The following is a 15,304-nucleotide window of genomic DNA, read 5'->3' as shown; positions in this document are numbered from 1 at the left end:
ATGAGTTTGCATTTTAGCGTGTTAGCATCAGGAAGTACTGGAAACGCCTTTTATGTAGGTACAGACAATCAAAAGCTGTTAGTGGATGCAGGCTTATCAGGCAAACAAATGGAGCGATTGCTATCAGAGGTGCGAATCGATCCGAATGAATTAGATGGCATTTTAGTAACCCATGAACACAGCGATCATATAAAAGGTCTAGGGATTATGGCACGTAGATACCATTTGCCGATTTATGCAAATGAAAAAACGTGGAAGGCCATGGAGGACTATATTGGGAAGATTTCCATTGAGCAGAAGTTTGATTTTCCAATGGCCTCTGTCCAAACATTTGGGGACTTAGATATTGAATCGTTTGGAGTCTCCCATGATGCTGCTGAACCAATGTTCTTTGTGTTTAGGCAGGGAGGAAAAAAAGTAGCCCTTGTAACAGACTTAGGTTATGTATCCGAACGTATAAAGAAAACGGTGGAGAATGCTGATGCGTATATTTTTGAATCAAACCATGATGTAGAAATGCTACGGATGGGTCGTTATCCATGGAACATTAAACGTAGAATCTTAGGAGATAAAGGTCACGTTTCCAATGAGGATTGTGCGCTAGCCCTTACAGATATTATTGGAAATGATACAAAGCGTATTTATTTAGCCCATTTAAGTCAAGATAATAACATGAAAGATCTGGCTAGAATGTCTGTTGGGAATATGTTAAAAGAAAGAGGTGTACCTATTGGGGAATCGATTCATTTATATGATACAGACCCCACTTCAGCTACACCCATTTATACACCTTAAGATGTTTTAGTTCGATCTATTCGAGGAAACAGTCTATATAATTTGGAATGGGGAACAACCCCTTTCTGTAATAAGTGACTGCATTGAAGAATAGAAAGGATTGGTGAGGGAATCAATGGGATACTATGACGATCATGCACCTTCAAGAAATCGACATAAGCGTCCTGGTTGGATAGCACCGACAGTAGTAGGGCTTATATTAGGCTCAGTACTTATTATCTTAGCTTTACCAGCATTAATTCAATCGAATATTTTGCCGTATGACGTTAGCATTCAAAACAACGAACAACCCCAAGGGAATAAGGATGAGAATACCCAGGCAAATGAAGGAACCTCAACCTCCCAAAATGTTAACGTAGATGTCACTACACAAATTACAGAAGTGGTGCAGGATGTTCAAGAGACGGTAGTCGGTGTTGTAAACATACAAGATGGTAGTTCTAGTATCTTTTCAGAGCAAGAGGGTGCTCAAACTGGAACGGGGTCTGGTGTTATTTACAAAAAAGAAGGTGAAAGTGCCTACGTGGTAACCAATCATCACGTTGTACAAGGGGCGTCAGAAATAGAGATTGCTCTAATTGACGGCTCCAGAATAGAAGCACAAAAGCTTGGTAGTGATCCATATACAGATTTAGCTGTCTTAGAGGTTGATGGTACGAAAGTGAACAAAGCCATTGAACTTGGAAAATCCTCTACAGTAAAAGTGGGAGAGCCCGCAATGGCCATTGGGAATCCGTTAGGTCTAATGTTTGCAGGATCAGTGACAAAAGGTATTATTAGCGGAAAGCAACGGGCAATACCTCAAGATCTCAATGGAGATGGGAGAATGGATTGGCAAGCAGAGGTTATTCAAACGGACGCGGCCATCAATCCAGGTAACAGTGGTGGTGCTTTAATCAATATTAAGGGACAACTTATCGGAATAAATTCCATGAAAATCGCTAAATCAGCCGTAGAAGGAATTGGATTCGCCATCCCCATTGATTTGGCTAAACCAATCATTGACGACCTTGAAAACGACGGGGAGGTAACTCGTCCATATATGGGAATTGAAGCTTATTCCTTATCTGAATTAACGAGTAATCAATGGAGAAGTACACTTGAACTGCCAGAAGAAGTAGAATCTGGAGTATTCATCAATGGTATTGAGCCAACATCGCCAGCAGATCAGGCAGGTTTGGAACAATATGATGTTATTACGAAACTTGATGATACAAAGGTGACGAATATCGTTGATCTGAGAAAGCATCTTTATGAAGATAAGAAGGTCGGCGAGGAAATGAGAATTACATTTTATCGCAATGGAGAAAAGCAAGAAACAACTATGGAATTAGCATCACAAAGTTATTAGAATAAAAGCAGAGGTTTGAACCTCTGCTTTTTATTATGCGGTTAGACTTGCTAGACCAATATAGAATCATGGAATATACTACAGAAATCTAGAAGGAGTGATAGGAATGAAATTATATGTTTGTCAGGAGCATGTGGACAAAGCAATGGATGTTGTTGTAGATGAATATGAAACTTTTCCGAGGTTAGAAAAAGTAGATGAAGACATCAGTTTATCCACAGGATGTGAATATTGTGGGGAGCGTTCTGTATATATGGTAGCGAACACTGGTTCTTCTACCATATAAGGGAAGTGAATTGTGCATATGTGGATAACTTTGTGTATAACCTGTTTACAAAAGCTGAAAAGTTGTTAATATAGCAATACTTGAAGCGGTTGTGGATAATTGTGTGAATACATGCATTTTTCTTAATGTATTAATAATTCAACCTAGTGGATGTGGATAAATGGTTTATTCCTATGTTTAATATAACAAGCAATTATGTAGTAAAAAGTCTAACTCCATTAAGTTTGTGTTAAAAGTAATGAAAAGATAAATAATAATAAATACCACAGTTATCTTAAGAACTGTGGTATTTTGTTTACTAAGAGAGACAAATATACTTTATATGTTTTCCATAAATACTTAAGCGTCAACTTCCTCAAGTACTTAAATTTGTAAGAACTGAGCTGCTTATATTTTTCCAATTGGCTAATTTGTTCTGGTAGATCAAGTAAATCTTCAATAATAATTTCAGCTTGAGACAATTCATCCTCTCTTGCAAAATCAAAATTACATCCAATTGAAAGTAATCCATTGTGTTTGGCTGCGCGTATATCTGAAATCCGGTCACCGACAACGGCTGCTTTTGAAATGTTGTATTTCTGCAAAATTTCATGAACTAAGTCAGCTTTATCTAGCGTCTGTATTTGTTGAATACTAAATGTTTCTGTTACCCAATGATCCAAGTTGTAATAGCTTACTATTGCTTGTAAATAGTCTGTTAACCCATTACTTGCTATAAAGATGGGGTGATTATTCTCCTTTAAGCTTTGGAAGACCTCCTTAACATTTGGATATAGAGCACCTTTTCCTTTTGTAATGTTTTCAATTAAGCGTTCTAGAAAATAATCATTCATTTGATTTCTCACTTCTATAGAATGATTTGGCAACAACGTTTCCCATACTTTTGGCAAAGGAATTCCCATGATATTACGGTATGTATCTATGGGGGTTTCTCCTCTCCATTCGTCTAATGAACGTAAATAATCAAATGTATCATCTAGTGATAATTCTAAAATTTTCTCAGTTTGAAATAGTGTTCCATCCATATCAAAGATTATTGCTAGAGACATATACTTTCTCCTTCTTAAAGTAATCGCATCCTCCAAAGTTTACCAAAGATTGAGATGTAGATGGGGAGATAAACGAAAAAAATGCTGACTCTCAGAGCCAGCACTTTTTCTTATTTCTCCACTTCTGAAGGTTTTACTTCTTCTCCATTTTTACCTGTGAAACGTAGCCCCCAACCTGTTAGGGCTGAAATGAGCATGACAAGTAATAAGAACCATCCTTGAAATACATAAGGGACTACTTCTGTTGGGCCTGCAATCGGAAGGAAAGGGAAATCTTCTTTTGCACCCTTGATTGTTGCCCACGCTAGAAGGACACCCCCACTCCACGGGAATATGTATCCGAGTGAAGAGGATACCGTATCAAGGAAATTTGCTCGTCGGTACGGGTGAATATTGAATTCTTTTCCTAACTTACGAACAAATGGACCTGCTGTGATTTCGGCAGCTGTATTAATCGTAATAAAAATATTTAAGAAAGCAACGATACTGAAAATCGAGAGCTCAGCTCTTTTTACTACTCCATTGATCAGCTTTAGGAAAAAGTCTTTAATGGCTTCCATCGTTCCGGCTACTTCCATTAAATGAGCTGCGGCCAATATGAATAAGATTAAAATAGCCATATTGAAATAGCCGCCGATTCCATTCATAAGAGCGCCTCCAATGGCAGCTTCACCGGCATCATTTCGATAAATATGAATGACTTTCGTTAGAGGTGTTCCTTTTGCGAAAATAACAATAATGGACGCGACAATGCCTAGGGTTAAAGATGTTAATAAGTGACGTCCTGATAGAGCCAAATACAATACAAGGATAAATGGAATTAACATAATTAATCCTGTAGGGGACACTTCGCTTTGAAGTTGTTGGAGTGCATCTTGATTCGCGATTCCCTGTCCGCCACCTCCAAAAACAACGAATAGTAGTAAAGCTGGGATGGCAGCTGAAATGGAGTACTTAAACCGCGACTTCACGACTCCAGGTACATCAGCTTCTTGCGTTGTTGCTGAAACAATCGTTGTATCAGAAACAGGAGCAAGGTTGTCACCAAATACAGCACCACTAAGGATGGCTGCTAACAATACAACTGGATCAGCTCCAAGAATCACTCCAGCTGGATACATTAAAATACCAAATGTCGCAACGGTTCCGTACCCTGTACCGACTGCGGTAGAAAAAACAGCTGCGAGCAAGAAGGTGAGACCTACCACTAAGCCCCCTTCCAGACCAGTTTGGAATCCAAACCAAATCAGTCCATCTACTAATCCCCCTGCAGCTAACAATTTTGCAAACATACCAGCCCAAAACCAGGCAATGACAGCAATAACACCAATAGGTTGTGCCATTCCTGCTACAAGTGCTTGTGCGTAGTCTTTCCATAACGATTTACAGAAGAAAAGTCCAATCGCAACTCCGATGACCATACCTAGGACCAGTGCTTCCTCTGTAACAAGCTTCATAACACTAAGTGTTATCGCCCAAATAATAAAGAAAATGAGCGGGAGGGTAGAAGTGAACGATCCACCGTAAAATTCTAGATGCTTAATTTCTTTTTGTCCGACAGCTTCTGATGCTTCTTTTTGTTGTTGTTTTTCTTGATCGTCCATAAGTTACCTCCTGGCTAGATAGAAATATGTCTGTTGATTAGACAGATAAGTCATATTGTAGAATGTTATCCGTAGCATTTCAACAAAGGTGAATTTTACTCTTTTCTGGCAACGCCTGATAATTTGGCAGCTTCTATCACAGCATCCCGAATGGCAGGTACGATATTTTCATTAAATACACTAGGTATAATATAATCCTCATTTAATTCTTCCATGTCGATCGTAGAAGCAATAGCTTTTGCTGCAGCTAGTTTCATGTCTTCATTAATGTCAGAGGCCCGGCAGTCTAATGCACCTCGGAATATACCCGGAAAACATAGGACGTTATTTACCTGATTTGGGTAATCTGAGCGACCTGTTGCCATTACTTTCGCATACGGTTTGGCGTCATCTGGTGTAATTTCAGGATGAGGGTTGGCTAGTGCGAATACGATGGGATCTTTCGCCATTTGTCTAACATCGTCTTTAGATAAAATACCTGGAGCTGAGACACCAATGAATACATCAGCGTTTTGAATAATATCGCATAATTCACCTGTTTCATGATGGGGGTTGGTTTTTCCGGCTATGATATTCCAACTTTCGTTATCATAGGTTTGCTTACTAGTTAGAGCTCCTTCTATATCCACGCCTATCACATTCTTCGCACCGGCTTTTAACACCATATTTGTAATGGCTATTCCAGCTGCACCAATCCCACAGATGACGATCTTACAGTCTTCCATCTTTTTGTCGACCAGTCTTAATGCATTCAACAGACCTGCCAGCGCAACGATAGCAGTTCCGTGCTGATCATCGTGAAATACTGGGATATCTAATTCCTTCTTCAATTGCTGTTCAATATCAAAGCATTGAGGAGAAGCGATGTCCTCCAGGTTAATGCCGCCGAATGAAGGGCTTAATGCTTTGATTAACTTAATGGTATCTTCAGCAGATTGGGGTTCAATACATATGGGGAAAGCATCTACATTCGCAAATTGCTTAAATAGCATCGCTTTTCCTTCCATGACAGGCATGGCAGCTTCCGGCCTAATGTTGCCAAGCCCTAAGACTGCCGTTCCGTCAGAAATGACAGCAACACTGTTCTTCTTAATCGTAAATTGGTAAGCCAATTCAGGATCTTCATCAATGGCTTCACATACTCTGGCTACCTCTGGAGTATAAACTCTCGACATTTCTTCTCTATTATCTACTTCTATTTTTGACGTTACATGGATTTTTCCACCTGAGTGCACAAGAAAAGTACGATCAGATGTATGCTTAATTGTTACACCTGGCAATTGTTCAAGTGAGTGGATGATTCGCTGTTGCTTCGTTTCATCATTAACATTGATGGAAATATCACGGACGGTAACTGTTTTTCCTTCTTTAATGACATCAATGGCAACAATATCCCCTCCTGCATTACTAACAATCGTAGCGATTTCTCCAAATGAGGTCTTTTCTTTTATCATTTCTAAACGAAGGATAATGCTCATAGTTGCTTTCGACATTGCGCTAACTTCCTTTCCACATTTCTCATCATTACGTTTAGAATTCCACAGCTACGAATAAATATGAGCGAAGCTTGTCCTCCGTTACATAAGTCAACAGAAAAAGACACACATTATATGTAATAACTTTTTTCTCGGAGGAATGACTATGACAGTAGAGCAGCATAAGGTGGAGGCAGATATCTCCACTCATGGTAAAAATCCATATGAAATCGTCCAAGAACTCTTAAAAGAATCCGTAAATGGACTAGGGTTAGATGAAAGCATCTATCAAATCCTAAAGAAACCTATGAGAGTGTTAGAAGTATCGATTCCCATTCGTAAAGATAATGGAGACATTGTAAATTATACAGGCTACCGCTCCCAGCACCTTGATATCTTAGGTCCTACGAAAGGCGGCATTCGTTTTCATCCGGAGGTAAATATTGATGAGGTACGGGCATTATCGATATGGATGTCAATGAAATCGGCTATTATTCAACTGCCACTAGGTGGAGGAAAGGGAGGAGTTATTGTAAATCCGAATGATCTGAATGAGCGGGAACTAGAAGAATTAAGCAGAAGCTATATCCGTAAAATCACCCCAATTATTGGGCCGAAAAAAGATATCCCAGCCCCTGATATGAACACGACACCAGAAATCATGGCGTGGATGATTGATGAATATGACAAATTAAATGGCTATAATGTACCTGGTCTGCTTACAGGGAAACCGATTATTATTGGAGGTTCACAAGGAAGATTGGAAGCAACCGGAAGAGGTGTCGTCATTACGATTCGTGAGGCAGCCAATGCCATTAATTTGGATTTATCACAGGCAACGGCAGCAATCCAAGGCTTCGGTAATGTGGGTAGTGCTACGGCACATTTTCTACACGAAAGTGGCGTGAAAGTGGTAGCAATAACAGACGAATCAGGGGGCATCTATAACGAAAATGGTATAAATATCCCTGAGCTTACCGAGTTTGTAGCAGAAGGAAATGTTATTGCCGATTATGAGAAATGTGAGTCCATTTCCAATGAAAAAATGTTTGCTTTACCGATTGATATTCTTATTCCAGCAGCCATCGAAAATCAAATCACGAAAGAAACAGCTCCGACCATTCAAGCGAAAATCGTTGCCGAAGCGGCCAATGGTCCATCAACCCCTGAAGGTAATGATATATTAGAGGAAAATGGAGTGTTTATCATTCCAGATATATTATGTAACGCTGGAGGGGTAACGGTTTCTTATTTCGAATGGGTACAGAACACAATGAATTATTATTGGAAAGAAGAAAAAGTAAATAGAGAGCTAGAAGAAAAAATGATTAGTGCATTCAAGCGCGTGTATGAAATGAAAGAAGAGAAGAAAAGCGGTATGCGCCAAGCAGCCTATATGGTCGGCATCAAACACCTTGTCCTTGCTCTAAAAGCTAGAGGATGGATTAAGAACGGGGATTTATCGAAGATGTAAGCCTAGAACAAAAGCAATCATCCTAGTACAGAATACAAACCAAAAAGGAAGCGGAATAAGACGCTTCCTTTTTGTATGGTCTCCTGTTATGGTTTTAGTATCATCAAGATGAAAAGAAGAACACCTAAGGAGGATGCTACATAAAACCAGGTGTTAACGCTCTTTAACAGTTGTTCTTGTTTTAAAGGGAGGGCAGTCGCCTGTTTGTTTTCATCCAATTGTACCCAATAGTGTACTCTTCTTGATTTAGGTGTGACAATTGCTACGACGATGATTTGAATGAGAATATACAGAATCAAAGACCCAAATAGCCAAACTTGCATGAACGATCCATAATCACCAAGCCATACGAGTATTAAGCCTGACAATACAGCAATGGATCCGCCAACCTTAGGGAAAAATTCAAGCTTTTTCGCTAACGCAAGCGACTCACGCAGCTGAGCTGGTGTTTGGTCAGGTCGTACTAGAACATGTGCAAAAAACGTAGGACCAACACCAATAATCGCAGACAACACATGAATCAGTACTAATAATGACAAGCAAGTTCCTCCCTCATTTAGAAGTGTAATAAGGCACTTCCTATATCTATGAGGGGAAAAAGAAGAAATAACCGACAATACATAAAAAGGAGAACGATTTTATGAAAATTTCCATCATCTCCGTTGGCAAGTTAAAAGAAAAATACTTAAAACAAGGTATAGAGGAATACATCAAACGAATGGGTCCGTACGCAAAAGTCGATATCCAGGAAGTCTCGGATGAAAAAGCACCAGAAAACCTAAGTGAAGCCCAGATGGAGGAAGTGAAGCAAAAGGAAGGTGAGCGTATTTTAAGCAAGATTGGAGCGGATACCTACGTTATAACATTAGAGATAGAAGGCAAGATGATTACCTCTGAAAAATTAGCTGAACAACTAGATCAGCTCGCAACATACGGAAATAGTAAAATTGCCTTCGTTATCGGAGGGTCTCTTGGCATTAGTGAAGATGTTCAGAAGCGGTCCGATTTTGCATTAAGCTTTTCAAAGATGACGTTTCCTCATCAAATGATGCGGTTGATGTTGTTAGAGCAAGTGTATCGGGCGTTCCGGATTATGCGGGGGGAACCGTACCATAAATAGAGACGGTTTCTTTTTTAGTCTACATAGTAATAAAAGGAGAGAGGTTATGGAAGTCATATATTTTGCAGGTGGATGTCTGTGGGGAGTACAAGCTTTTATAAAGACGTTACCTGGTGTTATGAACACGGAAGCAGGAAGAGCTAATGGAACAAGTCATACACTTCATAGTGATTATGATGGATATGCTGAATGTGTAAAAACAGAATTTGATCCAGCGGTTGTTACGGTTAAGGAATTAATGGGGTATTTCTTTGAGATCATTGACCCATATAGCGTGAATAAACAAGGGCAGGATGTTGGTGAGAAGTACAGGACAGGAGTGTATAGCAAAGAGCCAAGCCATTTGGAAGAGGCGAAGGCATTTATTCGTGAGAGAAATGATTGTGACCATATCGTTGTTGAAGTAGTACCTCTTACAAACTTTGTGAGAAGTGCAGAAGAACATCAAGATAGATTAGATAAATGTCCAAATGATTATTGTCATATTCCGGAAGAAACATTAAATAGATATAAGTAGATCATAGCTTGGTTTGCTGAATTTTGGGAGGATATCTGCACTCCTTCACTTATAGTCACATCAATCTGTTTCTGTTAAAAAAGAGGAGAGCTCATAGGCTCTCCTCTCTTATCAAGATCTAAGCATGATTCAGTTAAGCAAAACAGGCTTTACTTAGAAACAGAAAAACCTTTCTCTTCCTTTACACCACCTTGCTCTGCAAATTCATCAAGCAGAGCGCGTACTTCATCGGTAGACTCTGTTTCCATCAGTCGATTCCTTAATTGACCTGCTCCTTTGAATCCTCGAACATAGATCTTAAAGAAGCGGCGAAGTGGTTTGAAAAGACGCGGCTCTAATTCTTCGGAGTACTTATCGTGAAGATCAAGCTGCAATCGCAGAAGGTCGAGCAGTTCTTCACTGGTATGCTCTTTCTTTTCGGTTTCGAAGGCGAACGGGTTATGAAAAATTCCTCTTCCAATCATCACACCATCCACGCCGTATTTTTCTACGAGTTCAAGCCCCTTTTGACGGTCAGGGATGTCCCCGTTAATTGTCAGAAGCGTATCAGGGGCAACTTCATCACGAAGCTTCTTGATTTCCGGAATAAGCTCCCAATGAGCCTCAACGTTACTCATCTCTTTTTTCGTACGAAGGTGGATGGAAAGATTGACAATATCCTGTTCAAGCAGGTGTCTCAACCAGTCGTGCCATTCCTCCACTTCCGTATAACCGAGGCGAGTCTTCACACTTACTGGTAGTCCTCCAGCTTTGGCAGCCTGGATGATATCTGCTGCAACATCTGGGCGACGAATCAGTCCACATCCTTTTCCTTTCGTTGCAACATTCGGTGCAGGGCAACCCATATTGATATCAATTCCGCGATATCCCATTTCAGCCATACCAATACTCATTTGTCGGAAGTACTCCGGCTTATCCCCCCAAATGTGGGCAACAATTGGCTGTTCATCTTCCGTGAACGTCAGACGACCCCGTAAGCTGTCTCTTCCTTTTGGATGGCAGTAGCTTTCCGTATTCGCAAATTCTGTAAAAAACACGTCCGGTCTCGCCGCTTCACTAACGACATGACGAAAAACGACATCCGTCACAGCTTCCATCGGTGCCAGAACAAAAAACGGTCGCGGCAACTCATGCCAAAAATTATCTTTCATATATATCTGAACCCTTTCCTTAAGGGAAATGCCATTCCCAAAATTAAAAGTAAACATGTTTGTGTTATCTATCATTAGATAGATTGGATTTCATCATTATACACTTTAATAGTATTCAATGAAAAGTGCAAGGGGCTGATTATTCCTGTTTTTTGAAGGAGCATAAATAATATTCTATAATGGAAACATTTAAAAATTCCTTTTCTAATGGTAATAACACACATAGTGAATTAAAAAATCTAGTATGTTAAATATTTACCTTCACACCCATAAACCTCTTGTTCGTATACATAATCACCTATAAAAGTAAAATTATGTGAAAGTTTTTTCGCAAGTTTTTTTAGTCTATAGAAAAAAATGATACACTAGTAGTAGATTAAAAATAATTAGAAAAGGTACAACATTAGGGTAAATCTTGTTTTAGTATATATCAAAACAGGAAGCTGTATCTTTTCTGTAATGTATAGGGAGAATGAAAAGCACATGAGTAAAAACTACACGAAAACAGATGCGATCTTAATTGGTGCTGGAATTATGAGTGCAACGTTAGGTTCATTATTGAAGGAATTAGCACCAGATTGGAACATTCGAGTGTTTGAAAAGTTGGATAGTGCAGGTAAGGAGAGTTCAAACGTTTGGAACAATGCTGGAACAGGACATGCTGCCTTATGTGAATTGAATTACACACAAGAAAAGTCAGATGGTTCCATTGATATGACCAAAGCCATTAAAGTAAATGAGCAGTTCCAGGTTTCCCAACAATTTTGGTCTTATTTGGTGAACAATAAGCTAATTGGTTATCCAAGTGACTTTATTATGCCTTTGCCTCACATGAGTTTTGTACAAGGGAAGCAAAATGTAGAATTCTTAAGAAAGCGTTACCAAACCATGTCGAATCATCCTTTGTTCCGAGACATGGAGTTTTCCGATGATCAAGAACAACTGAAGAAGTGGATTCCACTTATGATGGAAGACAGAGATCCAAATGAGCCGGTTGCGGCAACAAAAGTGGATTCCGGAACGGATGTTAACTTCGGAGACCTTACTAGTAAAATGTTCGATCATCTAGAATATAATGACGTCGAGGTTAACTACAGACATAGCGTTGAAGATATTAAACAAAAAAGCGATGGAACATGGGAAATCAAGGTACATGACATTGAAAATGGAAAGATTGAATACCATGTAACAGATTTCGTATTTATCGGCGGTGGAGGCGGTAGTCTTCATCTGCTACAAAAAACCGGTATTCCTGACTCGAAACATATCGGCGGTTTCCCTGTGAGTGGATTATTTATGGTATGTAACAATCAAGAAGTAATCGACAAGCACCATGCGAAGGTGTATGGAAAAGCGAAGGTTGGAGCTCCTCCAATGTCGGTGCCACATCTGGACACTAGATTTATTGATCAAAAGAAATCGTTATTGTTTGGACCGTTTGCCGGCTTTTCGCCAAAGTTTTTGAAAACCGGTTCACTGATGGATTTATTTACATCGGTAAAATCGGATAATCTGTTCACGATGTCAGCGGCAGGTGTGAAAAATGCGTCCCTAACCAAATATTTAATTCAGCAAGTAATTTCCTCCAAAGAAAAACGGATGGAAGACTTGCGGGAGTTTATTCCTGATGCAAACAGCGATGACTGGGATTTAGTCACAGCAGGTCAGCGTGTACAAGTAATCAAAGACACAGAGAATGGTGGGAAAGGAACGCTTCAGTTTGGTACAGAAGTTGTCCATTCTTCTGATGGTTCCGTAGCTGCACTACTAGGAGCATCTCCAGGTGCTTCGACAGCAGTGCAAGTGATGCTCGAAGTAATCGAGAAATGTTTCCCAGAACATTTGAAGGATTGGGAACCGAAAATTAAACAAATGATCCCTTCTTATGGTCTTTCCTTAGCGGAAAACCCGGAGCTTCTTAAAGAGATTCATAAATCAACATCACAGACTCTGGGGCTTTTCGACAATCAAAAAGAAACGTCTTTAACTAAATAGAAGCGCTCAACATTCCTAGCTAAATGATATGATGCCAAAGAACCTTTAATCTTATGAGATTGAAGGTTCTTTTTTTTGATATGATTTTTAAGTGTGAATAGCATTTAATGATACCCTATTTACTATCCTTCTACTTAAGAACACCAGACCACTATTCGATAAGGGGTAGTTTGGGCAGGGATACTCTTTGTACTAGGCCCATAAATGACGATAAGGTTTCGCTCTGAAGGATTCTTTCTAAATGGTTGCCCATTTGCTAGGACAATTTGTGTGTAAGGTGACAAATTTAATCGTAACTGTCCATCTCTACTGATGAGCTCGTTGTTAAAGAAGTCTACTTTAACGTTTTGAGAAGCATTTTCCTTTACCATGACTAAGGCGCGAAGTTGAGGTGGGAATATGAGGGGAGTAGGTGCATTAGCATCATAATACCCAGTGACTTGATCTCCAACTGAGACAATAACCTGGTCTACAAAATAGGTAGTAGGTGAAATCACGAAGTTAACCAAGGCACCAGCACCATTGTCCACCGATAGCAAGGTGTAACAACCTTCATCTTCGCCGTTTTGGCTTGTTATAAAATCACTAATCATGGTGACTCTGCCAGAAAATGATGTGAAGTTTATCAAATTAATCCCCCCTGTTGATTATGGAAAGAATGTATGCACGTATCTGTATCTACACCTTTGTCATTATCTTATGTGTATTGCATTGTAAACTTGTTAGTAACTCGTGACATTATGAGAAGAGAGATATTTAGAAAAGGTTATAGAGAAAAACTCAACAAGGGGCAAACATTATGGAACGCATATTGCAAACGTTTACAAGAATTGTGATACGATAAAAGTATATCTGATGATAACTCTATTGCAGTAATGACCTTATTAGGGGAAGCGCTTTACATATACGATTATTATTGAACTATTGATGAAGCACACCTCGATGACCAGGCTTCATTCAGATAATTTTATCGTGAAGGGGAATCTGTATGTCGAATTACGGTAATCAAGTTCAATTAAAGGTGTATCAGACCATGCACAACCCTGATCCAGAAAGGTTGCCAGTGGTTTATGAAGAGTGGGAAGAGCGAGCGCGACACGTCTTAGAGGACGGTCCTTATTATTATGTCGCAGGAGGCGCTGGTGGCGAGAAGACTATGTCTTCCAACTTACGTGCTTTTGATCGATGGAACATTGTTCCTAAAATGCTTCGAAATGTAGAAGACCGTGATTTAACAGTTGATTTATTTGGGACAACTTATTCTTCGCCTTTGATGGTTGCACCCATCGGTGTTCAATCTATTATTCATCCAGATGGGGACATTGCCTCTGCTAAAGCGGCGGCAGCGATGAATGTTCCATTTATAACGAGTTCTGCATCATCAGCTCCATTGGAAGAGATAGCAAAAGTAATGGGTGATGCACCTAGATGGTTTCAACTTTATTGGAACAAGGACCCTGAAGTAACGGCTAGCTTCTTGAGAAGAGCGGAGGCTTCAGGCTATTCTGCTGTGGTTGTCACCTTAGACACTCCCATGATGGCCTGGCGAGAGTATGACTTGAAGAATGTTTATCTTCCTTTCTTACTAGGGGAAGGATTAGGAAACTATTTTACAGACCCTGCCTTTTGTTCAAAACTTGAGTCTTCGCCACAAGAAGACCCTACCTCAGCTATTATGCACTGGACGCAAACGTTTGGGAATCCAGGGTTAACATGGGAGGATATTTCCTTTTTAAAAGAACATACAAATCTCCCTATCTTATTAAAAGGGATACTCCACCCTGAGGACGCAAAATTAGCACTACACTATGGCGTAGATGGAATCATTGTCTCCAATCACGGTGGTCGACAAGTAGATGGAGCTATAGGAGCATTAGAAGCACTTCCACACATCTGTGACATCGTCCAAGGAGAGATTCCCGTGTTAATGGATAGTGGCATTAGAAGGGGAGCAGACGTCGTAAAAGCTTTAGCTTTAGGCGCAAAGGCGGTTCTAGTTGGCCGACCTTGTATGTATGGACTAGCGGTAGCAGGTGAAAGAGGTGTAAGGGAAGTGCTACAAAATATGTTAGCAGATACCGACTTAACACTAGCATTATCTGGTGAAAAAGCGATTCGAGAAGTTGATCGTACGAACGTAATGAAAGCCGAAGACGACTAACAGTAAGCATCCCGTTCTAATAGAAAGGATGGGATGTTTTCTTTATTCTAGGCTCCGTTAAAGTTTGGTGTTGATTCTGGAATCGACTAATCTAAATAGTTCTATTCAAGATAAGAAGCATAATCTGGAAGACTTGGATTCGAGATGATTATTGGTTAAGGGAAGGATCCGATGCTTAATGAGGGTTAGGGATGGGTGGAATTGGCAATACGTAGGACGACTTTTCTTGGCGGACATATAATCTCTTATTTACTGTAAAAACCCTATTTTGGAGAGGCTTGCGGACATATGGTATCTTATTTGTGAAAAAAACACACTACATTAAA

At 39.8% G+C, this 15,304-nt stretch carries 13 protein-coding genes and 1 pseudogene; 8 read left to right on the top strand and 6 right to left on the bottom strand.

Going from position 1 to position 15,304, the window contains the following annotated elements; genetic code table 11:
* From N782_RS07640 to N782_RS07630, 3 genes are all read left to right on the top strand, one after another.
* Window positions 1-795, top strand: a complete 795-nt coding sequence (locus N782_RS07640; protein ID WP_036818128.1) for an MBL fold metallo-hydrolase — start codon at window positions 1-3, stop codon at window positions 793-795.
* A 115-nt stretch (window positions 796-910) separates the two neighbouring features.
* Entirely contained in the window at window positions 911-2,146 is a 1,236-nt protein-coding gene (locus N782_RS07635; protein ID WP_036818126.1) for a S1C family serine protease, read from the top strand.
* A gap of 106 nt (window positions 2,147-2,252) precedes the next feature.
* Window positions 2,253-2,432, top strand: a complete 180-nt coding sequence (locus N782_RS07630) for a CxxH/CxxC protein (RefSeq protein WP_036818123.1) — start codon at window positions 2,253-2,255, stop codon at window positions 2,430-2,432.
* Between the two features lie 395 nt (window positions 2,433-2,827).
* Here the strand turns inward: N782_RS07630 and N782_RS07625 are convergent.
* The 3 genes and pseudogenes from N782_RS07625 to N782_RS07615 all read right to left on the bottom strand — a co-directional run.
* Window positions 2,828-3,481, bottom strand: a pseudogene (locus N782_RS07625) (HAD hydrolase-like protein); the annotation flags it as partial.
* A gap of 110 nt (window positions 3,482-3,591) precedes the next feature.
* The gene (locus N782_RS07620; RefSeq protein WP_036818120.1) at window positions 3,592-5,085 is read right to left on the bottom strand and encodes a Na+/H+ antiporter NhaC family protein; all 1,494 of its coding nucleotides are present in this window, start codon (window positions 5,083-5,085) and stop codon (window positions 3,592-3,594) included.
* A gap of 95 nt (window positions 5,086-5,180) precedes the next feature.
* Window positions 5,181-6,578, bottom strand: a complete 1,398-nt coding sequence (locus N782_RS07615; protein WP_036818118.1) for an NAD-dependent malic enzyme — start codon at window positions 6,576-6,578, stop codon at window positions 5,181-5,183.
* 148 nt (window positions 6,579-6,726) lie between these two features.
* On the opposite strand from N782_RS07615, the gene N782_RS07610 reads away from it, so the two are divergent.
* Complete coding sequence (locus tag N782_RS07610) at window positions 6,727-8,034, top strand: Glu/Leu/Phe/Val family dehydrogenase (protein WP_052111231.1); 1,308 nt, start codon at window positions 6,727-6,729, stop codon at window positions 8,032-8,034.
* A gap of 86 nt (window positions 8,035-8,120) precedes the next feature.
* Here N782_RS07610 and N782_RS07605 read toward each other — a convergent pair whose 3' ends face one another.
* Window positions 8,121-8,573, bottom strand: coding sequence for a DUF2269 family protein (locus N782_RS07605; RefSeq protein ID WP_036818116.1), 453 nt, complete (start codon window positions 8,571-8,573; stop codon window positions 8,121-8,123).
* Window positions 8,574-8,674: 101 nt separating this feature from the next.
* Here N782_RS07605 and rlmH point away from each other — a divergent pair, with 101 nt between their 5' ends.
* Both rlmH and N782_RS07595 read left to right on the top strand, forming a co-directional pair.
* A complete protein-coding gene (gene rlmH / locus N782_RS07600; protein ID WP_036818114.1) occupies window positions 8,675-9,154 on the top strand; it encodes a 23S rRNA (pseudouridine(1915)-N(3))-methyltransferase RlmH in 480 nt (159 codons plus the stop codon).
* Between the two features lie 46 nt (window positions 9,155-9,200).
* Window positions 9,201-9,671, top strand: a complete 471-nt coding sequence (locus N782_RS07595) for a peptide-methionine (S)-S-oxide reductase (RefSeq protein ID WP_036818113.1) — start codon at window positions 9,201-9,203, stop codon at window positions 9,669-9,671.
* Between the two features lie 149 nt (window positions 9,672-9,820).
* Here the strand turns inward: N782_RS07595 and N782_RS07590 are convergent, their stop codons facing one another.
* On the bottom strand, window positions 9,821-10,822 hold the full coding sequence (locus N782_RS07590) for a tRNA dihydrouridine synthase (protein WP_036818111.1): 1,002 nt from the start codon (window positions 10,820-10,822) through the stop codon (window positions 9,821-9,823).
* A gap of 459 nt (window positions 10,823-11,281) precedes the next feature.
* Between N782_RS07590 and N782_RS07585 the strand changes: the two genes are divergently transcribed.
* Window positions 11,282-12,817 carry a malate:quinone oxidoreductase gene (locus tag N782_RS07585; protein ID WP_084103013.1) on the top strand — a complete coding sequence of 512 codons (1,536 nt, stop codon included), beginning with the start codon at window positions 11,282-11,284 and terminating at the stop codon, window positions 12,815-12,817.
* 134 nt (window positions 12,818-12,951) lie between these two features.
* On the opposite strand, the gene N782_RS07580 is transcribed toward N782_RS07585, so the two are convergent.
* A complete protein-coding gene (locus tag N782_RS07580; protein WP_036818106.1) occupies window positions 12,952-13,446 on the bottom strand; it encodes a hypothetical protein in 495 nt (164 codons plus the stop codon).
* Between the two features lie 359 nt (window positions 13,447-13,805).
* On the opposite strand from N782_RS07580, the gene N782_RS07575 reads away from it, so the two are divergent.
* Window positions 13,806-14,978 (top strand): lactate 2-monooxygenase, encoded by a 1,173-nt coding sequence (locus N782_RS07575; protein ID WP_036818103.1) that lies wholly within the window; start codon window positions 13,806-13,808, stop codon window positions 14,976-14,978.
* Window positions 14,979-15,304: the final 326 nt, after the last annotated feature.

The sequence above is a fragment of the Pontibacillus yanchengensis Y32 genome (assembly GCF_000770635.1).
GTDB classification, from domain to species: domain Bacteria; phylum Bacillota; class Bacilli; order Bacillales; family BH030062; genus Pontibacillus; species Pontibacillus yanchengensis.
The sequence above is the reverse complement of the archived record's forward strand: the minus strand, read 5'-3'. Positions and strand labels throughout refer to the sequence as shown.